Raw genomic sequence first — 21,378 nt, forward strand, 5'->3', positions numbered from 1 at the left:
CAACGACTAAAATAATTGCTCCATCGTAAAAGTGGAGTGTAGACGTGGCACTTTGCCATGTCATATAGAATCAATAGCGAGAATCTCAATGCAAGATGTGTTACTGCAAGTGCAGGCGGTGAGTAAGAGTTATCACGACGGCGATGTAACCACGCAGGTGTTGTCTGATGTGGATTTACAGGTATTTAAGGGCGAACAGCTGGCGATTGTGGGCACTTCAGGCTCGGGTAAAAGTACGTTACTGCATATTATGGGGACGCTTGATAAACCGTCATCGGGAAAAGTGTTGTTGGCTGGTGAGGATTTATATCAAGTGAGCAGTGCGCGTCAGGCGCAGATCCGTAATCAGGATTTAGGCTTTATTTATCAATTTCATCATTTGTTGCCTGAATTTACCGCCCTTGAAAATGTGGCAATGCCGGCATTTATCCAAGGTCGTGATCGCAGCCAAGCGCAAGCCGATGCCAAGGTTTTGCTCGAGAGAGTGGGTCTTGGGCACAGAATGAGCCATATTCCTGCTGAGCTTTCGGGCGGTGAACGGCAACGGGTGGCAATCGCCCGGGCGCTTATCAACAAACCCAAACTCGTACTGGCCGATGAACCTACGGGAAATCTCGATGCGAAGAGCGGCGAGGCCGTGTATGAACTTATTCGCGAATTGGCCAATCAACTCGGTACCGCGTTTGTGGTGGTTACCCACGATCCTAAATTGGCAGCGCGGATGGACAGACAACTCACCATGAAAAATGGTTATTTGCAAGTACCGGAAAGCGCCCAATGAAAGGACCATTAGCCCTCTCAATTGGCTGGCGTTTTTACCGTGCGCGCCAATCCAATAGTTTTATTAGCTTTATTTCCTTTGCATCGACAGCGGGTATTGCTCTGGGTGTCGCCGTATTAATTATCGTGCTCTCGGCGATGAATGGTTTTGAGCGCGAGCTGGAGCAACGTTTACTCGGGGTGATCTCCCAAGCGGATGTGGTGGGCGTGAATGAGCCGATTGCTGACTGGCGCGCTGTTGAGCAAACTGCGCTGCAGATTGAAGGCATTACTGCAGCGGCGCCTTTTATTCGTATGCAGGGTTTAGTGCAAAAGCCTGGTGGTTTTCAGGGGCTTGCTGTCGTTGGCATTGATCCTGAACAAGAGGCAAAAGTCTCTACATTGTCGCAATTTATGACTCCCGAGACTTGGCAGAGCTTGAGTGAAGATGATAATCACATCGTCCTTGGTGAAAGTTTGCTGAAAAAATTAGGCCTCGAAGTCGGCGATACGCTGGCGCTGTATGTACAAGATCTTGACCCTGAACATGCGGGAAGCTTACGTGCTGCAAAAAGCCATCGCTTTGTGGTGTCAGGTGTGTATCGCTTAGGTGGAGAGCTTGAATTAACCACCGCGTATATTCCCATGCGTTATGCGGCAAATATCCTTAATTTACATCAAGGCGTGACGGGGGTTCGCATCAGCGTGGCGCAGGTGTTTGAGGCGCCAGCGAAAATTCGCGAGTTAGGTTATGCGTTGAATCAGTCAGTGTATATTAGTGATTGGACTCGAACACAAGGTCATTTATATCAAGATATTCAATTGGTTCGCACCATAATGTACCTCGTGTTAGTTCTGGTGATTGGTGTGGCCTGTTTCAATATTGTCTCGACCTTGGTGATGGCGGTGCGCGATAAGGCCAGTGAAATTGCGATCCTGATGACCATGGGACTGAGTCGTTTATCGGTAATGGGCATTTTTATGGTGCAGGGGGCATTAAACGGTTTAGTGGGGTGTGCGCTCGGTGGGGTGATTGGTATTGCGACAGCCATTAATCTCAGTGCTATTGCTCGTGGCATTGAGCAATTACTTGGGATCCAATTGTTATCTGCGGATGTGTATTTTGTGGATTTTCTTCCCTCCGAACTGCATATGGCGGATGCCGGTTTAGTGATTGCCACCGCGTTTATAATGAGCCTGATTGCAACCCTGTATCCTGCATGGAAAGCAAGTCAAATTGGCCCTGCGCAGGCATTGGCGGGCAGATAACTGGCGCTACCGTTCTGCACTTAAAAGCTCAAAAACAAAAGGCCAGTGATAATATCACTGGCCTTTTTGGTCTTGTTTTGCGCTAAACGTGATTAACGCTTTAAGCCTTCGTTTAGTAAAGGACGCATGGTTTTTACTAATTCGGTCGTCACTTTCGGAGAACCCGCAACGATATTGCCAGAGATCAGATAGTTATGACCGCCAGTAAAGTCAGTGACTGTGCCACCTGCTTCACGACATAACAGATCGCCAGCAGCGATATCCCATGGCTTTAAGCCAATTTCAAAGAAACCGTCTAAACGGCCTGCGGCCACATAGGCTAAATCTAATGCTGCAGAACCTGTGCGACGTAAGTCTGAACAATGACCGAACACTTCGCCGAAAATGGCCATATAGGTTTCGGTATGTTGACGGGCTTTAAATGGAAAACCTGTACCGATAATGGTTGGTGCTAGTTCGTTAACATTGGTCACGCGAATACGGAAATCGTTTAATTTGGCGCCTTTACCACGGATAGCGGTAAATAATTCTTCACGAACTGGATCATAAACAACGGCAACTTCAGTTTTGCCTTTGTATTGGAGTGCGATAGAAACCGCAAAATGGGGAATGCCTCTAACGAAGTTGTTAGTGCCATCCAGAGGATCGACTATCCAAATATAGTCTTTGTTTTCACCGCGATTTTCGCCTTTTTCTTCACCCACGATAGTGTGATCTGGGTAAGATTTACGAATTTGATAGGTAATAGCGGCTTCTGCTTCCTTGTCTACACTGGTAACAAAATCGTTGATACCTTTAGCACTGACTTCAACTCGGTCAAGTTCAGTGTAGGCACGCATAATAGTTTGGCCGGCCGCGCGAGCAGCGCGAACAGCAATCGTCAGCATCGGATGCATTGCAATCCCCTGGATGTTAAAGAACGTTAAAAATAGCGGGCGGCATTATACTCGATTTGATTGTTATATCAAATACCGATTTTCATATAAGCATTCGCGCACGCCTGTGATAGTATTCGCTCCCTGTGTTTTGTGAATTAAATTAAGTCGTTTCATGCTAAGTAATATTCGGGTGATTTTAGTGGGGACATCGCACCCCGGCAATATTGGCTCAACCGCCAGAGCGATGAAGACGATGGGGTTATCAACCCTGTATCTTGCTGAACCAAGATGTGAAGTGGACGGTCAATCCATTGCCTTGGCCGCAGGCGCTTCGGACATTTTAAAACATCTGGTTAAAGTGGATTCCTTAGAAGAAGCCATCGCCGATTGCAGTTTGGTGATTGCCACCAGTGCCCGTAGCCGTACCTTAGATTGGCCTATGCTCGATCCGCGAGAAGCAGGACAAAAGCTGGTGACAGAAAGTTTAGCAGGGCCTGTCGCCATCGTCTTTGGTCGTGAAAATCATGGGTTAACTAATGAAGAATTACAGCAATGTACTTACCATGTGGCGATTCCTGCTAACCCTGAATACAGCTCATTGAACCTCGCGCAGGCTGTGCAGATCATTTGTTATGAGACGCGTGTGGCACATTTAGCCCAAACGGAGGTGTCACAAGAGGTTGAAGAATATCCACTCTCTGCCGATCTTGAGCGTTTCTTTGTACATCTTGAAAGTACCTTATCATCGACAGGCTTTATTATTAAAAACCATCCCGGCCAAGTGATGACAAAGTTACGCCGTCTATTCAGCCGTGCACGTATCGAAAGTCAAGAGATGAATATTCTTCGGGGAATTTTGACTTCGATTGATAAAGTGGTGGGTAATAAACAAAAATAGCCAAAGCAAATTTGGTACATAACGGTAATCGCGAAGGATTGAGTAATGGGTGTGATAGCTAGGCTAAAAGAAGACATTGAATCTATATATCACCGTGATCCCGCGGCGCGTAGCGCCTTTGAGATCTTGGTTAATTATCCTGGCATGCACGCCATTTGGCTGCACAGGATAAGCCATAAGTTATGGAAGCGTGATTGGCGCTTAATGGCTCGTTGTTTATCGACTTTTTCGCGCTGGTTGACGGGAGTGGAGATCCATCCTGGTGCTACTATTGGCGATCGTTTCTTTATCGACCATGGTATGGGCGTGGTGATCGGTGAAACCGCTGAAATTGGCGATGATTGCACCTTGTATCACGGCGTGACATTGGGCGGCACCACTTGGCAAGCAGGTAAGCGTCACCCAACACTGGGTAATAACGTCGTTGTTGGTGCTGGCGCCAAAATCTTAGGTCCTATCACCATGCATGATGGGGCGCGTGTAGGCTCAAATTCTGTTGTAGTAAAAGATGTGCCTAAGGATACGACAGTGGTTGGTATTCCTGGGCGTGTGGTAGCAACCCCCTCACCACAATCAAAAGAAAAATCCGAACGCCGTAGTGCTATGGCTAAGAAGTATGGTTTCGATGCTTACGCGGTCTCACCTGATAATCCCGATCCCGTTGCTAACGCGATTGGTCAAATGCTGGACCATATGCATTTAATGGACTCAAAGGTGCAGGAGTTGTGTCAAGCTATCCAGCGTTTAGGTGGCGATGTGTGCACCGAAAGATTGCCTGAGCTGAATGTTGGCGATTTTAACGATGTCGAAAAGGTGGCTGCTGATAAGCGCCAAAGTGCGCTTGATGAGTTTGATCCAAGTATATAGTCCTGAAAATAGCAGAGTAGATGCAATTTCTTTTAGAGTGTCACCACTCTGCTAACGCTTTTATTTCGATAGTGCAAATCCCATTGTATAGCTTTTGAACACTTTGGGCATGTGTGCTCTGCTTTCATTTCAAGATAGTGCGTTAGATCCCGATATCAGGCCAATTTGGGTGATTAATTGCCCCTTTGGCATTGAATCTTAGGGCAGAAAAAGGTTAAATACCCCACCAAGATGAAAGGGTATTGGTTAACGGCACGCTTAAATACTTGAGTGTTTTACTCGGTTTTATACTTGACTGATTTACTCGGGTATGTTGAAATAGCTCCATACCTGTTCGGGAGCTATGGTAGTTATGAAACTTACATCTAAAGGTCGTTATGCAGTAACCGCAATGCTTGATGTGGCTATCCACTCAGCTTCAGGACCAGTTCCCTTGGCGGATATCTCTGAAAGACAAGGGATTTCGCTTTCCTATCTGGAACAACTCTTCGCAAAGTTACGCAAACATGGCCTAGTGGCAAGTGTCCGAGGTCCTGGTGGTGGTTACCGTTTAGGCCTAGAGGCAAATGATATTTCTGTTGGCATGGTGGTTCATGCCGTTGACGAGTCTGTCGATGCGACTCGTTGTCAAGGATTAGGCAATTGCCAGAGTGGAACTCGCTGCTTAACGCACTCGCTTTGGGGCGATTTAAGCAAACAAATTTCAGATTTTTTAGATGGTATCAGTCTTGCGGGCTTAATGCAGAAACGAGATGTGCAATTTATTTCGCTTAAGCAAGACACTATGCAAAAGGAGCAAAGAGTCAGCTTATAGGCTTTTTGTTATACGATAAAAATTATTTTTGTACGTTGTATGTAGCCTCGGCAGAGACTGCTAAGTACGGAGTGTGTTATGAAGCTTCCTATCTATTTAGATTATGCCGCCACCACGCCAGTTGATCCGCGAGTCGCGGAAAAAATGTTCCAATACATGACGATGGATGGCATCTTCGGTAACCCAGCATCACGTTCTCACCGTTATGGCTGGCAAGCGGAAGAAGCGGTGGATGTGGCGCGCAGCCAAGTGGCTGATCTGATCAATGCTGATCACCGTGAAATCGTGTTTACCTCAGGTGCAACCGAATCAAACAATCTGGCGATCAAAGGCGTAGCGCACTTCTACAATAAGAAAGGCAAGCACATCATCACCAGCAAGACTGAACATAAAGCGGTACTCGATACCTGCCGTCAGCTTGAGCGTGAAGGTTTTGAAGTCACTTACTTAGAGCCAGATGCTAACGGTATCATTCCGATGGAACGTTTAGAAGCGGCGATGCGCGACGACACGATTCTTGTCAGCATCATGCATGTGAATAACGAAATCGGTGTGATCCATGATGTGGATGCTATCGGCGAGTTATGCCGTTCAAAAGGCATTATCTTCCATATGGATGCTGCACAAAGCGCGGGTAAATTACCTATCGATGTACAAACCACTAAGGTCGATCTGATCTCTATTTCTGGCCACAAAATGTATGGTCCAAAAGGGATTGGTGCTCTGTACGTTCGCCGTAAACCTCGCATTCGTTTAGAAGCGCAAATGCACGGCGGTGGCCATGAACGTGGTATGCGTAGTGGCACATTGCCAACTCACCAAATCGTCGGTTTAGGTGAAGCGGCTGCAATCGCAAAAGCTGAAATGGCAACAGACAACGCACGTATCGCTAAACTGCGTGACAAGTTATGGAATGGCATCAAGCACATCGAAGAGACGTATGTAAACGGCGACATGACTCACCGTGTGAGCGGTAGCCTGAACGTCAGCTTCAACTATGTTGAAGGTGAGTCGCTGATGATGGCATTAAAAGATTTAGCGGTTTCATCGGGTTCTGCCTGTACGTCAGCCAGTCTCGAGCCAAGCTACGTGTTACGTGCGCTCGGTTTAAATGATGAAATGGCGCATAGCTCAATTCGTTTCTCTATCGGCCGTTTTACCACCGAAGAAGAAATCGACCACGCTATCGAAGTTATTACTCAATCTATTGATAAATTAAGAGAAATGTCTCCACTGTGGGAGATGTTCAAAGATGGCATTGACCTGAATCAGGTCCAGTGGGCTCATCATTAATTCGACCATTTACAATAGATAATTTTGGAGCAGTACCATGGCTTACAGTGAAAAAGTGATAGATCATTATGAGAACCCACGTAACGTTGGTTCTTTCGACAAGAACGATCCTTCGGTCGTAACTGGTATGGTGGGAGCACCAGCTTGCGGTGACGTGATGAAGTTACAGCTGAAAATCGGCGCAGACGGCATCATCGAAGACGCTAAGTTCAAAACCTACGGTTGTGGCAGCGCGATTGCGTCTAGCTCACTGGTAACCGAGTGGGTAAAAGGCAAGACTATCGAGCAAGCGGCGGCCATCAAAAACACCGATATCGCGGAAGAATTAGCCTTGCCACCAGTGAAAATCCACTGTTCCATTTTGGCAGAAGATGCCATTAAAGCGGCGATCGACGAGTACAAATCGAAACAAGCTAAGTAACATCTGGAGTTAAGATGGCAATTACAATGACCCCAGCGGCAACTGAACGCGTCAGGTCTTTCTTAGCAAATCGAGGCAAGGGAATTGGTCTGCGCCTCGGCTTAAAGACGTCAGGCTGTTCAGGTATGGCTTATGTGCTTGAGTTTGTTGATGCACTGAACGATGACGATGAAGTATATGATATTGATGGTGTAAAAATCATTATCGATGCGAAAAGCTTTATCTATCTTCAGGGCATTGAATTGGATTTTGTTAAAGAAGGACTGAACGAAGGTTTCCAATTTAACAACCCGAACGCAAAAGGTGAGTGCGGTTGCGGTGAGAGTTTCACTGTTTAATTGCCGAATTGACGCATGAATTATTTCGAGCTGTTTAAGTTTTCTCCTAGCTTCGATATTGACACCGCATTGCTTGCAGAACGCTACCGCGACCTGCAACGTGCGGTTCATCCCGATAAGTTTGCCAATGATACCGAGCAACAACGGTTGTTGTCGGTGCAACGCACCGCACAAGTCAACGACGGTTATCAAACCCTAAAAGACCCCATCCGCCGTGCTGAGCATATGCTCTCCCTGCGTGGTATTGATTTAAGTCATGAGACCACGACAGTGAAAGATACTGCATTTTTAATGCAGCAGATGGAATGGCGTGAAGCACTTGAAGATATTCGTGATAGCGCAGATCCCCAAGCCAGCATTGATGAACTGTACGATTCTTTTGCGACTTACCGCGCTCAGTTGAATAAAGTATTGGCTTCACAGCTGAGCAGTGGCAGTGACGAAGACGCCTTGTTAGCGGCAGATCAAGTTCGCAAACTTAAATTTATGGCAAAATTACACGATGAACTGACGCGTATCGAAGACGCGTTGCTCGATTAATTTTCCTTATTGCAGTTATTTTGCCGATTCCGATTGATTTGAGTCGGCGTTACTAAGTTGGATACATATGGCCCTTTTGCAGATTGCTGAGCCCGGACAAAGTGCCGCGCCGCACCAACATAGACTTGCCGTTGGCATCGATTTAGGTACAACCAATTCACTTGTGGCTGCTGTACGCAGTGGCGTAACGGCAACCTTGCCTGATGAAAACGGACAGCATTCTTTACCTTCGATAGTTCGTTACACTCATGATGGAATTGAAGTGGGTTATGTGGCGGCGTTAAGTTCAGCGCAGGATCCTCAAAACACTATCGTTTCCGTTAAACGTTTTATGGGGCGTAGTCTTGCGGACATCCAAGCTGGTGAGCAATCTTTCCCATATCAATTCGAAGCCAGTGAAAATGGTTTACCGCTGTTTGTGACGCCCCAAGGTCGAGTGAATCCGGTGCAAGTTTCTGCCGAAATTTTACGTCCTTTAATTGAACGCGCCGAAAAAACCCTTGGCGGTGAGCTGCAAGGTGCAGTGATCACTGTGCCTGCGTATTTCGATGATGCCCAGCGTCAGGGAACTAAGGATGCAGCATCGTTATTGGGTATTAATGTTTTACGCCTATTAAATGAACCCACTGCGGCTGCGATTGCCTATGGCTTAGACTCTAAGCAAGAAGGTGTTATCGCCATTTACGATCTCGGTGGTGGCACCTTTGATATTTCTATTTTGCGCTTAAACCGTGGCGTATTTGAAGTACTGGCTACGGGCGGCGATTCTGCGCTCGGTGGTGATGATTTTGATCATCTTTTACAAGCACATATGCAGCAAGTGTGGCAACTGACTGATATCGACTCTCAGTTAAGTCGCCAGCTATTGATTGAAGCGCGCCGGGTGAAAGAAGCCTTAACCGATTCGAGTGATACTGAGGCTAGTCTTACCCTTGCCGATGGTTCGGTGCTCAAACAAGTGGTTACTAAGGCGCAATTTGAGAGCCTCATCGCTGCGCTTGTGAAGAAAACCATCGCAAGTTGTCGCCGCACCCTACGTGATGCGGGCGTAACGGCTGATGAAGTGCTTGAAACCGTCATGGTTGGCGGCTCTACCCGCGTACCATTAGTACGTGAGCAAGTTGAAGCCTTTTTTGGTAAAGCGCCATTAACCTCAATCGATCCTGACCGTGTTGTCGCCATTGGCGCGGCGATTCAGGCTGATATTTTGGTCGGTAACAAACCCGAATCTGAATTATTACTGCTTGATGTGATCCCACTATCATTAGGGATTGAAACCATGGGCGGTTTAGTGGAGAAAGTGGTGTCTCGTAACACGACTATCCCCGTGGCACGCGCCCAAGAGTTCACCACCTTCAAGGATGGACAAACGGCGATGGCGTTCCATGTCGTGCAGGGTGAGCGCGAGTTAGTTGACGATTGCCGCTCTCTAGCACGCTTTACCCTAAAAGGTATTCCACCGTTAGCGGCAGGTGCAGCCCATATCCGGGTGACCTTCCAAGTGGATGCTGATGGATTATTAAGTGTGACGGCCATGGAGAAATCCACTGGCGTGCAATCGAGCATTCAGGTCAAGCCTTCGTTTGGTTTATCGGATACTGAGATCGCGACTATGCTCAAAGACTCGATGAAGCATGCTAAAGAAGATATCAGCCGCCGTATGCTGGCTGAGCAGCAAGTTGAGGCGGCGAGGGTGCTTGAGTCCTTGAATGCAGCGCTCTCTAAAGATGGTGACTTACTCACAAGCGATGAGCGTCAGCAGATTGATACTGTGATGGCTCAGCTGGTTCACGTCGCTGGCGGTGATGATGCTGATGCAATTAAAAATGCGATCGAAATTCTTGATGAACATACTCAAGATTTTGCCGCAAAACGTATGGATAATTCTATTCGAGTGGCCTTTAAAGGTCAGTCAATTGACAAGATATAGGTGATGTGATGCCCCAGTTAGTCTTTCTTCCCCATGCTGAGTTGTGTCCCGATGGCGCAGTGTTGGAAGCTGAAGTAGGTGAAACGATTCTCGATGTGGCGCTGCGCAATGGCATCAATATCGAACATGCCTGTGAAAAATCCTGTGCTTGCACTACGTGCCATTGCATTGTGCGTGAAGGATTTGATGAGCTAGAGCCAAGTGATGAACTTGAAGACGATATGCTTGATAAAGCTTGGGGACTCGAGCCTGAGAGCCGCTTATCCTGTCAGGCTAAAGTGGTTGATTGCGATCTGGTGATTGAAATGCCTAAATACACTGTCAATATGGTGAGCGAAGGCTAAGTCACTTTTGTGCTGAAATCGCCAAAAACCAGTCCTAGTGACTGGTTTTTGTCTTTTGTAGACTAGCATTTGCGCAAGCAATAATAGCCATGATTGATTTATCCTTAAGCAAGCGTATTATGCGCTCAAAATGAAATGGTTGTCGGAGACCAGAATGAGAATCGCGATCCTATCGCAAGGGCCTGAGCTATATTCCACAAAGCGACTCGTTGAGGCTGCGACATTACGTGGTCACGAAGTCAAAGTGATCAATCCGCTCGAATGCTATATGAACATCAATATGCGCCAATCGAGCATTCATATTGGTGGTGAAGAATTACCGCCCTTTGATGCGGTGATCCCACGTATCGGCGCATCAATTACCTTTTATGGCTCTGCGGTGCTGCGCCAGTTTGAGATGATGGGCGTCTACGCACTCAATGATTCTGTTGGCATTTCGCGCTCCCGCGATAAGCTGCGTTCAATGCAGTTGATGTCACGTCGTGGTATTGGTTTGCCGATCACCGGCTTTGCCAATAAGCCAAGCGATATTCCTGATTTAATCGATATGGTTGGTGGTGCGCCGCTAGTGATTAAATTGCTTGAGGGCACTCAAGGTATTGGCGTTGTTTTGGCTGAAACCCGTAAAGCGGCCGAAAGCGTGATTGAAGCTTTTATGGGATTAAAGGCTAATATCATGGTACAAGAATATATCAAAGAAGCTAACGGTGCGGATATTCGTTGTTTTGTCCTTGGTGATAAAGTAGTCGCCGCGATGAAGCGCCAAGCCATGCCAGGGGAGTTTCGCTCAAACCTCCACCGTGGCGGTACGGCGAGTTTAGTTAAACTCACGCCAGAAGAACGCTCAGTGGCTATTCGTGCCGCTAAGACCATGGGCCTGAACGTTGCGGGTGTGGATTTATTGCGTTCCAACCATGGCCCATTAGTGATGGAAGTGAATTCTTCACCAGGCCTTGAAGGGATCGAAGGTGCTACAGCTAAGGATGTCGCTGGGGCGATAATCGAGTTTGTTGAGAAAAACGCAATTAAGACAAAAAAAACAACTCAAGCGTAAAGTGAGTGGTGATTAAGCTAAACTCAGGTGAAATGCGTTGAAATGTCCGTTTGCATAGGGGAAAGAGGATGTCATTAAAGTGGATTGATTCATTAGATATCGCCTTGGAATTACTGGAAAAACATTCAGATGTTGATCCCCGCAAACTGCATTTTACCGAGTTGTATGAGTGGGTGTTAGCGCTAGAGGATTTTGATGACGATCCTAAACATTGCAATGAAAAGGTATTAGAAGCTATTCAACAATGCTGGATCGAGGAAAAATAACATCAGTTACTCACCTTGTTGTTGCGGCAACTTGTCCACGAAAAAACTAATTTGTGTGACATTCATCACGCTTATTTGGCTGTGAAATGGGATTTTAGTCGGAGTTTGATCAGTATCAACTTCCTTTTTATTGAATAACGTACCTTGTTACTTATCGGTTAAGCAGTTAACCGCTTAATATTATTCTCGCAACGCAAGGATGTTCACATGAAACTTTTGTTTGCTATGTTATTCACACTGTTACCCGCGTTGGCATGGGCTCATCCTGGTCATGGCGGTGTCGGTTTATTCCATCATTTGCTCGATTTAGCGCCAGCGGTTATTTTGGTTGCTTTGATTGCTTGGGCAGGAATTTGGGCAAAAAATAGAAAGTAAGCTAATTTGATAATACTTACTCCTGTATTTATCTCCTTAGAGATATCTCGATAATAAATTGCCAGTTGCCCTTAAATGACAACTGGCGTTTTTTTGTGTGATCAATCTGGTTACAAATCCAGCCAATGTGCGCAATATCTCAGACTTATGTGCTTTAAAGATAGGATTTACTTTTTAAATTTCGTATAATCCGCGCGAATTTTTTCAAACTTGCTGACAAAGGAAGCTTGTTATGGCGATCGAACGCACATTTTCTATCATTAAGCCTGATGCTGTTGCTAAAAACCACATCGGTGCAATCTACAACCGTTTTGAAACTGCTGGTCTGAAGATCGTTGCAGCTAAAATGTTACACCTGACTAAAGAACAAGCTGAAGGTTTCTATGCTGAGCATAGCGAGCGTGGCTTCTTCGGTGCTCTGGTTGCTTTCATGACTTCTGGCCCAATCATGGTTCAAGTATTAGAAGGCGAAAACGCTGTTTTAGCTCACCGCGAAATTTTAGGTGCAACTAACCCAGCTCAAGCGGCTCCTGGTACTATCCGTGCTGATTTCGCTCAAAGCATCGACGAAAACGCAGCTCACGGTTCAGATTCTTTAGCATCTGCAGAACGTGAAATTGCTTACTTCTTCAGTGCTGAAGAACTGTGTCCACGTACTCGTTAATTTGAGTGCGGACCGAAGAAGGGAGCCTTAGTGCTCCTTTTTTATTGGCTGGAATTGGCTAATGGAATCGCGTTGGCGTGTTTGTAATGCACTATTTTTATTTGGTTTTTAAATTTTTTTAAATTTCTTCCTTGAAATCCGCTTTCCTATCCTTATATCTATTGCAGGATCGCTCGATGAGGATCCCAATCGATTCTGTGCCGTTAGGACAGAAGTTAATTTAGGCGAAACAAATGTGTGTTTTCAACCTGAAAACCGTTCGCCAATTTCCCATATTGCTTAAGATAAGGATATGAATATGCGTACTTATGATTTAACTCCTCTTTACCGTAGTGCTATTGGTTTTGATCGTTTAGCCCAGATGGCAGAACATGCTGCCGCGAATAATGGCAACTCAGGTTATCCTCCATATAATATTGAACTCCTCGGCGAAAATCGTTATCGCATTACGATGGCCGTGGCAGGATTCTCGATGGAAGAGCTTGAGATCAGTAGCGAAGGTGAGAAATTACTGGTTAAAGGCAATAAGGCCGAAAGCCAAACTGAGCGTAAATACCTATACCAAGGTATTGCCGAGCGCGGGTTTGAACGCACCTTCCAACTGGCTGATTATGTGACCGTATTGGGTGCCAGCTTAGAGAATGGTTTATTGAATATTGATTTAGTGCGTGAGATCCCAGAAGCATTAAAACCACGCAAGATTGAAATCACCACATCGCGCTTATTAGATAGTCAATCCTAATCCAGCATCGCGCGGATAAGGAAGGGGAGCTAAATGCTCCCCTTCCTTTTTGTTATTTCTTATCTGGCTCGAATTGGAGATGTTTTCTAAGCGTTATCTTTATATAAGCTCTTTAGGCTTTCATCGCTTTTTCGCCGCGAGCTAAGCCGACAACGCCCGAGCGCGATACTTCAACTACTTTGGTCACTTCACCCATGGAATGAATAAAGGCATCGAGTTTTTCGGTCGTGCCCACCAATTGGATGGTGTAAAGATTGGCGGTGACATCGACAATCTGCCCACGGAAGATATCGGCGGTGCGCTTAATTTCTTCCCTAAGCTCCCCTTGGGCACGGACTTTAACCAGTGCCAGTTCCCGCTCAATATAAGCTGACTCGGTAACATTCGACACCTTAAGCACATCGACTAACTTGTGCAGTTGTTTCTCGATTTGCTCAAGCACTTTCTCATCGGCGACAAGTGAGATATTAAGACGTGACAAGGTATTATCATCGGTCGGCGCCACGGTTAAGCTTTCAATGTTATAACCGCGCTGGGAAAACAGGCCGACAACACGGGATAGGGCGCCGGACTGGTTCTCAAGTAATACAGATATAATTCGACGCATTAGCATTTCTCCGTTTTGCTTAACCACATTTCATTCATCGCGCCGCCGCGGATAAGCATCGGATACACGTGCTCAGTCTCATCCACCATAATGTCGATAAATACCAGTCTGTCTTTCATGGCAAGAGCTTCGGCCATCTTAGACTCAAGCTCAGCAGGATCGCTAATCGTCATGCCAACATGGCCATAGGCTTCGGCAATTTTGGCGAAGTTGGGTACCGAATCCATATAGGAATGGGAATGGCGACCCGAGTAGATCATATCCTGCCACTGTTTGACCATGCCGAGGAAACGGTTGTTTAAGTTGATAATTTTAACCGGCGTATCGTATTGCAGAGCGGTTGAAAGCTCTTGAATATTCATTTGAATCGAACCATCGCCCGTTACGCACACGACGGTTTCGTCTGGCATTGCCATTTTGACCCCCATGGCTGCGGGTAAACCAAAGCCCATGGTGCCAAGGCCACCGGAGTTAATCCAATGGCGGGGTTTATCAAAGGGATAATAGAGTGCGGCAAACATTTGATGCTGGCCCACATCCGAGGCGACATAGGCCTCACCATTAGTGAGTTTGTATAGGGTTTCGATCACTTGTTGTGGTTTGATCCGATGACTTTCCTTATCGTATGCCAAGCAGTTACGCTCGCGCCACACAGTGATTTCTTGCCACCATTGCTTGAGCGCCTCGCTATCGTTGCTCTCCTTCGATTCTTCAAGCAGGGCTAACATGCTGTCTAATACAATATCGGCCGAGCCAACGATCGGGATATCCACTCGTACGGTTTTTGAAATCGATGAGGGGTCGATATCGATATGTAAAATGGTGGCATTAGGGCAGTATTTCTCGATGTTATTGGTGGTCCTGTCATCGAAACGCACGCCAATCCCGAAGATAAGATCGCAGTTATGCATGGTCATGTTGGCTTCATAGCGACCGTGCATCCCCAACATACCTAAGCTGTTTTTATGGGTGCCAGGGAAGGCTCCAAGACCCATTAAGGTGCTGACAACGGGGATATTTAACTTTTCTGCTAGGGTTAAGATCTGCTTTTCACTGCTAGAAATAATCGCGCCGCCACCCACATAAAGCACGGGTTTTTTCGCTGCTAATAATGCCTGTAATCCTCGACGAATTTGACCTTTATGGCCCGATGTCGTTGGATTATAGGAGCGCATTTTTATGCTCTCGGGGTAAATATAGTCGTGCAGTAATGCCGGATTGAGGCAATCCTTGGGCAAGTCTACCACGACGGGGCCAGGACGACCCGTGGAGGCAATATAAAAGGCTTTTTTAATGATCTCAGGAATTTGAGTGGGATCTTGGACTAAAAAGCTGTGTTTGACGACTGGGCGTGAAATCCCAATCATGTCGCATTCTTGGAACGCATCGTTACCGATTAGATTGCTCGGCACTTGGCCAGATAACACCACCAATGGAATCGAATCCATATAGGCGGTGGCGATGCCAGTAATGGCATTGGTGGCACCTGGGCCTGAGGTCACGAGTACTACGCCTACTTTTCCCGTAGCACGTGCATAACCATCGGCCATATGCACGGCGGCCTGTTCGTGGCGAACCAGAATATGTTCAATACCGGGGATAAGGTGCAGGGCGTCGTAGATATCTAACACTGAGCCGCCAGGATAACCAAATATGTGCTTTACCCCTTCATCAATAAGGGAACGCACAATCATGCTGGCGCCGGATAACTTCTCCATGTGAAACTCCTATTGCATAGTACCGTTACGGTAAACAGTATCTTGTTACAGCGACGGTAATCGCTCTAAAAATAAGCCTGAAGGGTAATTCAGACTCCGTTTGCTGAACTTGAAATCATCGATTTCAAGCGCTCATCCCTTTGGATGCAGCAGCTGTTGCAATGAACAGAATTTCATCATATTCAAAAAAGAACACATTTCAAGGGTTTTATGTAAAAAATAACCAACTTGAGACAATTTCATGTTTAGGCGCGATAAATGCTTATGAAACGGGAGTTTTTGTGTGGGGTTATTTTATTTAATCACTTTAATTAGAATGGGTTAGGTAATTTACAATGAAAAACGGCACCAAGATACTATATAACCTAAGTGCCGTTTGTTTAGGGAAGGCTTAATTTGTTACAAATCAACCACAAAAGCGATGAAAACTATGATTGCTTCGCTTACGCGGCATAAAGGCGCAGATTATTGCTTTGGTTTGGCTTGATGAGTCTGTCGGTTAAATTGACAGAATCCCACCAATAATACCGCCGTCAACATTAATGCCGAGAAGGGCACTGCGGTGCCATTGTAAAACAGCGCGAGTAATGGTCCTGCAAGGGCACCAAAGCCAAATCTTAAGGTGCCAATTACCGCCGTTGCCGTGCCGGTTTCCTGCTTAAATTTCATTAACACAATGGCATCAGCATTAACTGACATAATGCCAAGAGAACCCATCAGTGGAATAAGCATTAATACCGTAAAGTGGTAACTGAGACCCAATAAATTCACTCCCAGTAAACCTGCAGCTGCGAGCGCTCCTAAGAAAGTCGACACGTGCAACATCCTTAACGAGCCATAACGGCCCACAATTCGGGTATTGATGATATTTGCCAGCATCAGAGCGCCCACATTGGTACTAAAGAGTAGGGCAAATAAGGATTTATCTAATGAAAAAACCTCCATATAGACAAAGGGCGATGCCGTTAAATAACAGAAAAAGGCAAAGGAGGTGAGCACACCGCTGGCAATATTCATTTTGACGCCTGGGCGTGAAAACACAGTGGCATAGGCGCCCAAAAAAGATTTTTGGCTGCGGCTACTTTGATCTTTATCGCTGGGCATTCTCAGCAGCGTAATGACCAACATCAGTAATAACAGGGCATAGGCTGATTGGATAAAGAAGATCAAATGCCATTCGCCAAGTTCGAGGATAAGACTACCAATACTGGGGGCTAATAATGGCGCTAACATCATGATTAAACTGACATAAGACATACCTTTAGCCGTGTTTTCACCATAGACTTCTTTGATATAGCCAGGGACAACCACAGTGGCCGCTGCGCCGATAAAAGCTTGTAAAAAGCGCAGGCCCAAAAACACTTCAATCTGCTCGGCTAAGCCTAACAACAGGCTAGCTAACATAAAACCTGATAGCCCCATAATCACCATGGGACGACGGCCAATACGGTCAGCAAGCGGCCCAAAGGACAGCATGCCGAGGGCATAGCCGCCTAAATAAACACTTAAGGATTGTTGCACTAAGGTGATATCGGTATGAAAGCTATGGGCGAGTGTTGCCATAGCGGGCAAATACATGTCAATCGCGAGCGGCGTGATCGCGACAATGGCGGCAAGCATTGGGATAAGCAAGGCCAAATGGGGAATATTACGCTGTGTGGTTGAATTAGTTGACGATTGTAGGTCCACAGTTACCTCGAGTGGCGAAAGAAGGCGATATAAAGTGTTATGTCACTCGAAAATCAAAATTGTAGGGTAACAATTTTGCCTATTGGCGACTCATTTCGCCTCGATTGACATAGCATATCGTGCCATGAGCATTGGAGGAGTATAGGGGAGAAATGAGTGACCAGCGTAGACTCAAACAACAGTTGAACTGAGTGATTGGTCTTGTCATCGAGTATAAGGATATTAAGCCATAACATAGTAAAACGCTCAGCCGAATAAGCCAATCTCGATGACGATATCTTTACACTTAAATTGTAACCAAAATCGATTTACTGCCTTTTTATTGCATTGATGCACCAATGTACGCCTGAGCGTCATTCATTCGACTGGGATTGTCACGTCACCGTCATCTATATGTCATCTAACCGTCTTGAATGCGAATTAGTTTATTGGGCTTTAGCTTAACCCTACGACTAATAACAACACATTCAGGAATGAAGCAATGAACACAAAACGACTGCCGCTGGCTGGTGCGATACTGGCAAGTTTACTCCTTAGTGCCTGTAATGGTGATGACGGTACCAATGGTGAGCAGGGGGATAACGGCTTAAATTCATTAGTTAAAGTAACCCCACTCTCTATTGGTGATGCAAACTGTCCCGCCGGTGGTCAACGTATCGATACCGGTCTTGATGCGAATCGTAATGGTAAGTTGGAAGAGACTGAAATCGATGCGGCGCAAACGCAATTTATTTGCCAACCCCAAGCAGTTGGAGTCAAGGCGGAGCTTATTGGTCGTCATCAAACGGGCGTTTATGGCCTGAGCGCTGCTGAGATTGTTGAATACCATAGTGCTTCTCAGCGTATTTTTGTGGTCAATGCGAGAAGCGGTAAAGTCGACATTATCGATGCCAACTTACTTGGCAATGCTGCTGAGGCAACTGCGCCATTAGCCTTGAATAATCTTGATAAGCTCGGCGAGCTGGATGTCGCCAAAGATGTGGGCTTGAGTTTTATGGGCAGCGTTAACAGTGTCAGTATTTATGGTAACTTGTTAGCGGCGGCCATTGAGCGCGGCGATGCGGCGGGTAATAAGACCCAAGCCAATGGCTATGTGGCTTTCTACCAACTCAATGACAATGAGACACCGCAGTATCTCAGCGCGGTTGAAGTCGGTGCATTACCAGATAACGTAGTCTTTAGTCATGATGGCAAAACGGTACTCGTTGCGAATGAAGGTGAACCAAATCAAGACTATAGTGTCGATCCTGAGGGCAGTGTAGCGATTATTGCCATTGCGGATGGCAAACCCGCAGCAACGGCGACGCTAGTGACATTCACCGAGTTTAATCAGGGCAATGCTCGCTATAATGAAATCACCAAGGACATTAAAATCAATGGCCCTATGGCCACTGTCGCGCAAGATTTGGAGCCTGAGTATATCAGTGTCAGCCCCGATAACAGCCGAGCCTTTGTGAGCTTGCAGGAGAACAATGTCATCGCGGTGATTGATATCGCCAATGCCAAAGTAACGAAGATTTTACCCTTAGGACTGAAGGATTATGGTCTTGATGTGAATAAAATTGATGCAAGTGACAAGGACGATATGGTCAACCTTCAGGCCTATGCGGGCGTGTATGGCATGTATCAACCCGATACCATTGCGAGTTACCGTTGGAATAATGCTGATTTTATTGTTACCGCAAACGAAGGGGATTCCCGTGATTATGCTGGGTTTTCGGAGGAAGCCCGTGCCAGTGACTTAACTTTAGATCCTAATCATCCACAATTTGCTGCCGCAAAAGATAAGACCCAATTAGCCCGTTTGAAAGTGACTAAGAGTATGGGGGATGACGATAACGACGGCGATTATGACAAAATTGTGAGCTTCGGCGCGCGTTCTTTCTCAATCTGGACCGCCGATGGTCAACAGGTGTTTGACAGTGGCAGCGATTTTGAGCGGATCACCGCAGCCTTGTTAGGCAATAACTTCAACAATAACAATGAAGAAAACAAAGGCGATAGCCGCAGTGATGATAAAGGACCCGAGCCAGAAGCCTTAGTTCTAGGCAAAATTGGCCAAAAACGCTATGCCTTTATCGGGCTTGAACGTACCTCTGGTTTTATGATGTACGACGTGACAAATCCTTTTGACGTGCATTTTGTGGATTATGTAGTAAACCGTGATTTTGACGCGAGTTTCAGCATTAATACAGATACGGGTGAAGTGAAAGGTGATGCCAGTTTAGCGGGAGATTTAGGGCCAGAAGGCATGAAGTTTGTGAGTGCCGAGAAGAGTCCTAATGGTCAGCCTCTGTTGATCATTGGTAATGAAGTCAGTGGCACAACCAGCGTGTACCAAATCAAGGTGCAATAGCCATAGCTTGTGTTCAAGGTGCGATAACTTTAGATCTCAACATCTTAAATGCTTGTAAGTAAGCTTAAAACGCCAGAGCATCACTCTGGCGTTTCTTTTTGCTTCTTTCTCGCGATAAAAATGCAAGGTTAAACGACTGAATAGGCGTTTTGCTTGAGTGCGTTAAAGGTGGATTCGATGCATTCGAGCGCAAGCTGGAATTGGGTATCCTTTTCGGCGCCACCTAAACTTAAACGGATAAAGTTGTCATGGCAGTTAAAGTCATCCCCATTGCGGATCAGTACACCTTTTGCCGCTAAGGCGGTCACCAGATGATGGGCTTTAATGTCTTCGGGTAACTGGATCCAGCCATTTAAACCCCGCCAGCGCTGAGTTAACCCCAGCTTGTCGCCCAATGCTATGCATTGCTGCTGACGCGCGCGAATAATCGCATCGCGATTGGCCGTGATGTGCCCACGCTTGATTAGCTGACAGGCGAGCTCCACATTGAGCGGCGAAACCATCCAACATTGGCTATGAATGGCGAGGCGCAATGGCGCGATGAGCGGCTCGGGTACTAGGATAAAACCTTGCCTTAAGCCCCCTGAAAACAGCTTAGACAGGCTTGAAATGTAAATGACCCTCGGCACATTCAGCGTCTGCGCTAACTGCCACAGCGGAGGGTGCCATTCCTCGGGGAGAGAATAATTCACATCATCTTCAATGATATAAAACTGGTACTGCTCCGCGAGTGCCAACAGTTTTTCTCTCTGTTGCTCACTGTATTGAATGCAGGTGGGGTTTTGATTGTTAAGGGTTAAGTACACCAATTTAGGTTGATGGATTTGTACTAAAGCCTCGAATCTTGCCAGATCGACTCCGTCAGAGGTTAATGGCACGCCAATGCTATTGATACCCAATTGTTTCGCGCAAATACGCACACCGGGATAGCTGTACTGCTCGTGCAGTAGCACCTCGCCCTTGGTGAGGAAGGCATTAAGGCAGGCAAAAATGGCCTGTTGCCCACCATGTGTAAAGATCAGTTGCTCGGGTTGCTGTTCAATACCGCGTTGTAAAAGCCAGTGGTGAAATATCTGTTGATGTTGATCTAAGGGGCTGGCGCGATAGCCAAGGAGTTGACTCAGTTTCGCTGGATCCTTAGCCAGTTGGCTTAGGCAATCACTCAGCGTACTTATTTGATCCGTCAGCGGTTGCTGACAAGTCGCCATATTGAGCTGCAAATGACTGAGCTCTGGCACGGGAGAGGCGTTGACATAGGTACCATCACCGATACGCGCTTCCACATAACCGCGTTGCTCCGCTAGAGCATAGGCCCGAGTGACAGTGCCTATGGTCACTCCAAGTGCATCGGCTAAACGCCGCTGTGGTGGGAGTTTTGTGCCATGGGGCAGGGTCTTACACAAAATGCCTTGTTCGATCGCACTGACGAGACGTTGATATTTAGGACCTGTAAATGCTTCTAGATCGGGCGTCCAAATTGTACCCATGACAATAAATCCATTGATCTCCGCTAATCTCCCTATATTATTTATTGTATCTTTTATTGTCAAGTATTG

22 protein-coding genes are annotated in these 21,378 nt (G+C 46.4%); 17 read left to right on the forward strand and 5 right to left on the reverse strand.

Annotated elements, in window-relative coordinates:
- Positions 1-88: 88 nt before the first annotated feature.
- Positions 89-781 (forward strand): lipoprotein-releasing ABC transporter ATP-binding protein LolD, encoded by a 693-nt coding sequence (lolD, locus tag MMG82_RS10555; protein ID WP_047535973.1) that lies wholly within the window; start codon positions 89-91, stop codon positions 779-781.
- The gene (gene lolE, locus MMG82_RS10560) at positions 778-2,028 is read left to right on the forward strand and encodes a lipoprotein-releasing ABC transporter permease subunit LolE (protein WP_241406830.1); all 1,251 of its coding nucleotides are present in this window, start codon (positions 778-780) and stop codon (positions 2,026-2,028) included. The genes lolD and lolE overlap by 4 nt, the downstream gene beginning before the upstream one ends.
- A gap of 92 nt (positions 2,029-2,120) precedes the next feature.
- On the opposite strand, the gene suhB is transcribed toward lolE, so the two are convergent.
- A complete protein-coding gene (gene suhB / locus MMG82_RS10565) occupies positions 2,121-2,924 on the reverse strand; it encodes an inositol-1-monophosphatase (protein ID WP_011072272.1) in 804 nt (267 codons plus the stop codon).
- 154 nt (positions 2,925-3,078) lie between these two features.
- On the opposite strand from suhB, the gene trmJ reads away from it, so the two are divergent.
- The 14 genes from trmJ to MMG82_RS10635 all read left to right on the forward strand — a co-directional run bounded on the left by trmJ (position 3,079) and on the right by MMG82_RS10635 (position 13,452).
- Positions 3,079-3,804 (forward strand): tRNA (cytosine(32)/uridine(32)-2'-O)-methyltransferase TrmJ, encoded by a 726-nt coding sequence (gene trmJ / locus MMG82_RS10570; protein ID WP_169547975.1) that lies wholly within the window; start codon positions 3,079-3,081, stop codon positions 3,802-3,804.
- A 45-nt stretch (positions 3,805-3,849) separates the two neighbouring features.
- Positions 3,850-4,671 carry a serine O-acetyltransferase gene (gene cysE, locus MMG82_RS10575; protein ID WP_241406831.1) on the forward strand — a complete coding sequence of 274 codons (822 nt, stop codon included), beginning with the start codon at positions 3,850-3,852 and terminating at the stop codon, positions 4,669-4,671.
- Positions 4,672-5,023: 352 nt separating this feature from the next.
- The gene (gene iscR / locus MMG82_RS10580) at positions 5,024-5,485 is read left to right on the forward strand and encodes a Fe-S cluster assembly transcriptional regulator IscR (RefSeq protein ID WP_006081858.1); all 462 of its coding nucleotides are present in this window, start codon (positions 5,024-5,026) and stop codon (positions 5,483-5,485) included.
- 78 nt (positions 5,486-5,563) lie between these two features.
- The gene (locus MMG82_RS10585) at positions 5,564-6,778 is read left to right on the forward strand and encodes an IscS subfamily cysteine desulfurase (RefSeq protein ID WP_023265641.1); all 1,215 of its coding nucleotides are present in this window, start codon (positions 5,564-5,566) and stop codon (positions 6,776-6,778) included.
- Between the two features lie 37 nt (positions 6,779-6,815).
- Positions 6,816-7,199, forward strand: a complete 384-nt coding sequence (gene iscU / locus MMG82_RS10590; protein ID WP_011072277.1) for a Fe-S cluster assembly scaffold IscU — start codon at positions 6,816-6,818, stop codon at positions 7,197-7,199.
- A 14-nt stretch (positions 7,200-7,213) separates the two neighbouring features.
- On the forward strand, positions 7,214-7,537 hold the full coding sequence (gene iscA / locus MMG82_RS10595) for an iron-sulfur cluster assembly protein IscA (protein ID WP_011072278.1): 324 nt from the start codon (positions 7,214-7,216) through the stop codon (positions 7,535-7,537).
- Positions 7,538-7,552: 15 nt separating this feature from the next.
- Positions 7,553-8,077 (forward strand): co-chaperone HscB, encoded by a 525-nt coding sequence (gene hscB / locus MMG82_RS10600; protein WP_055646618.1) that lies wholly within the window; start codon positions 7,553-7,555, stop codon positions 8,075-8,077.
- Positions 8,078-8,144: 67 nt separating this feature from the next.
- Positions 8,145-10,007, forward strand: a complete 1,863-nt coding sequence (gene hscA / locus MMG82_RS10605; protein WP_241406832.1) for a Fe-S protein assembly chaperone HscA — start codon at positions 8,145-8,147, stop codon at positions 10,005-10,007.
- A gap of 8 nt (positions 10,008-10,015) precedes the next feature.
- Positions 10,016-10,351 (forward strand): ISC system 2Fe-2S type ferredoxin, encoded by a 336-nt coding sequence (gene fdx, locus MMG82_RS10610; protein WP_037418353.1) that lies wholly within the window; start codon positions 10,016-10,018, stop codon positions 10,349-10,351.
- Between the two features lie 154 nt (positions 10,352-10,505).
- Positions 10,506-11,405: a 30S ribosomal protein S6--L-glutamate ligase gene (gene rimK, locus MMG82_RS10615; RefSeq protein WP_037418350.1), complete on the forward strand. Its 900-nt coding sequence runs from the start codon at positions 10,506-10,508 to the stop codon at positions 11,403-11,405.
- 68 nt (positions 11,406-11,473) lie between these two features.
- Positions 11,474-11,671, forward strand: coding sequence for a Fe-S cluster assembly protein IscX (gene iscX / locus MMG82_RS10620; protein ID WP_037418347.1), 198 nt, complete (start codon positions 11,474-11,476; stop codon positions 11,669-11,671).
- Positions 11,672-11,878: 207 nt separating this feature from the next.
- Positions 11,879-12,046 carry a hypothetical protein gene (locus MMG82_RS10625; protein ID WP_037418345.1) on the forward strand — a complete coding sequence of 56 codons (168 nt, stop codon included), beginning with the start codon at positions 11,879-11,881 and terminating at the stop codon, positions 12,044-12,046.
- A gap of 232 nt (positions 12,047-12,278) precedes the next feature.
- Positions 12,279-12,710 carry a nucleoside-diphosphate kinase gene (gene ndk / locus MMG82_RS10630; protein WP_011072285.1) on the forward strand — a complete coding sequence of 144 codons (432 nt, stop codon included), beginning with the start codon at positions 12,279-12,281 and terminating at the stop codon, positions 12,708-12,710.
- 298 nt (positions 12,711-13,008) lie between these two features.
- Positions 13,009-13,452: an Hsp20 family protein gene (locus tag MMG82_RS10635; protein WP_037430809.1), complete on the forward strand. Its 444-nt coding sequence runs from the start codon at positions 13,009-13,011 to the stop codon at positions 13,450-13,452.
- Positions 13,453-13,564: 112 nt separating this feature from the next.
- Here MMG82_RS10635 and ilvN read toward each other — a convergent pair whose 3' ends face one another.
- The 3 genes from ilvN to MMG82_RS10650 all read right to left on the reverse strand — a co-directional run bounded on the left by ilvN (position 13,565) and on the right by MMG82_RS10650 (position 17,397).
- Positions 13,565-14,059, reverse strand: a complete 495-nt coding sequence (ilvN, locus tag MMG82_RS10640) for an acetolactate synthase small subunit (RefSeq protein ID WP_011072288.1) — start codon at positions 14,057-14,059, stop codon at positions 13,565-13,567.
- Complete coding sequence (locus tag MMG82_RS10645; protein ID WP_088585527.1) at positions 14,059-15,777, reverse strand: acetolactate synthase 3 large subunit; 1,719 nt, start codon at positions 15,775-15,777, stop codon at positions 14,059-14,061. Before MMG82_RS10645 ends, ilvN begins: the two co-directional genes overlap by 1 nt.
- A 465-nt stretch (positions 15,778-16,242) precedes the next feature.
- A complete protein-coding gene (locus tag MMG82_RS10650; protein ID WP_240293501.1) occupies positions 16,243-17,397 on the reverse strand; it encodes a multidrug effflux MFS transporter in 1,155 nt (384 codons plus the stop codon).
- A 550-nt stretch (positions 17,398-17,947) separates the two neighbouring features.
- On the opposite strand from MMG82_RS10650, the gene MMG82_RS10655 reads away from it, so the two are divergent.
- Positions 17,948-19,822, forward strand: a complete 1,875-nt coding sequence (locus MMG82_RS10655) for a choice-of-anchor I family protein (RefSeq protein WP_144346197.1) — start codon at positions 17,948-17,950, stop codon at positions 19,820-19,822.
- Between the two features lie 128 nt (positions 19,823-19,950).
- On the opposite strand, the gene MMG82_RS10660 is transcribed toward MMG82_RS10655, so the two are convergent.
- Positions 19,951-21,309, reverse strand: a complete 1,359-nt coding sequence (locus tag MMG82_RS10660; RefSeq protein ID WP_241406833.1) for a PLP-dependent aminotransferase family protein — start codon at positions 21,307-21,309, stop codon at positions 19,951-19,953.
- Positions 21,310-21,378 lie beyond the last annotated feature (69 nt).

This window comes from Shewanella sp. MM_2022_3 (assembly GCF_022557375.1).
Classification (GTDB): domain Bacteria; phylum Pseudomonadota; class Gammaproteobacteria; order Enterobacterales; family Shewanellaceae; genus Shewanella; species Shewanella xiamenensis.

Bases quoted from the DNA above. Each gene is read 5' to 3' on its own strand.
- lolD (WP_047535973.1), top strand. From the start codon at position 89: ATGCAAGATGTGTTACTGCAAGTGCAGGCGGTGAGTAAGAGTTATCAC.
- lolE (WP_241406830.1), top strand. From the start codon at position 778: ATGAAAGGACCATTAGCCCTCTCAATTGGCTGGCGTTTTTACCGTGCG.
- suhB (WP_011072272.1), bottom strand. From the start codon at position 2,924: ATGCATCCGATGCTGACGATTGCTGTTCGCGCTGCTCGCGCGGCCGGC.
- trmJ (WP_169547975.1), top strand. From the start codon at position 3,079: ATGCTAAGTAATATTCGGGTGATTTTAGTGGGGACATCGCACCCCGGC.
- cysE (WP_241406831.1), top strand. From the start codon at position 3,850: ATGGGTGTGATAGCTAGGCTAAAAGAAGACATTGAATCTATATATCAC.
- iscR (WP_006081858.1), top strand. From the start codon at position 5,024: ATGAAACTTACATCTAAAGGTCGTTATGCAGTAACCGCAATGCTTGAT.
- MMG82_RS10585 (WP_023265641.1), top strand. From the start codon at position 5,564: ATGAAGCTTCCTATCTATTTAGATTATGCCGCCACCACGCCAGTTGAT.
- iscU (WP_011072277.1), top strand. From the start codon at position 6,816: ATGGCTTACAGTGAAAAAGTGATAGATCATTATGAGAACCCACGTAAC.
- iscA (WP_011072278.1), top strand. From the start codon at position 7,214: ATGGCAATTACAATGACCCCAGCGGCAACTGAACGCGTCAGGTCTTTC.
- hscB (WP_055646618.1), top strand. From the start codon at position 7,553: ATGAATTATTTCGAGCTGTTTAAGTTTTCTCCTAGCTTCGATATTGAC.
- hscA (WP_241406832.1), top strand. From the start codon at position 8,145: ATGGCCCTTTTGCAGATTGCTGAGCCCGGACAAAGTGCCGCGCCGCAC.
- fdx (WP_037418353.1), top strand. From the start codon at position 10,016: ATGCCCCAGTTAGTCTTTCTTCCCCATGCTGAGTTGTGTCCCGATGGC.
- rimK (WP_037418350.1), top strand. From the start codon at position 10,506: ATGAGAATCGCGATCCTATCGCAAGGGCCTGAGCTATATTCCACAAAG.
- iscX (WP_037418347.1), top strand. From the start codon at position 11,474: ATGTCATTAAAGTGGATTGATTCATTAGATATCGCCTTGGAATTACTG.
- MMG82_RS10625 (WP_037418345.1), top strand. From the start codon at position 11,879: ATGAAACTTTTGTTTGCTATGTTATTCACACTGTTACCCGCGTTGGCA.
- ndk (WP_011072285.1), top strand. From the start codon at position 12,279: ATGGCGATCGAACGCACATTTTCTATCATTAAGCCTGATGCTGTTGCT.
- MMG82_RS10635 (WP_037430809.1), top strand. From the start codon at position 13,009: ATGCGTACTTATGATTTAACTCCTCTTTACCGTAGTGCTATTGGTTTT.
- ilvN (WP_011072288.1), bottom strand. From the start codon at position 14,059: ATGCGTCGAATTATATCTGTATTACTTGAGAACCAGTCCGGCGCCCTA.
- MMG82_RS10645 (WP_088585527.1), bottom strand. From the start codon at position 15,777: ATGGAGAAGTTATCCGGCGCCAGCATGATTGTGCGTTCCCTTATTGAT.
- MMG82_RS10650 (WP_240293501.1), bottom strand. From the start codon at position 17,397: ATGCTTGCCGCCATTGTCGCGATCACGCCGCTCGCGATTGACATGTAT.
- MMG82_RS10655 (WP_144346197.1), top strand. From the start codon at position 17,948: ATGAACACAAAACGACTGCCGCTGGCTGGTGCGATACTGGCAAGTTTA.
- MMG82_RS10660 (WP_241406833.1), bottom strand. From the start codon at position 21,309: ATGGGTACAATTTGGACGCCCGATCTAGAAGCATTTACAGGTCCTAAA.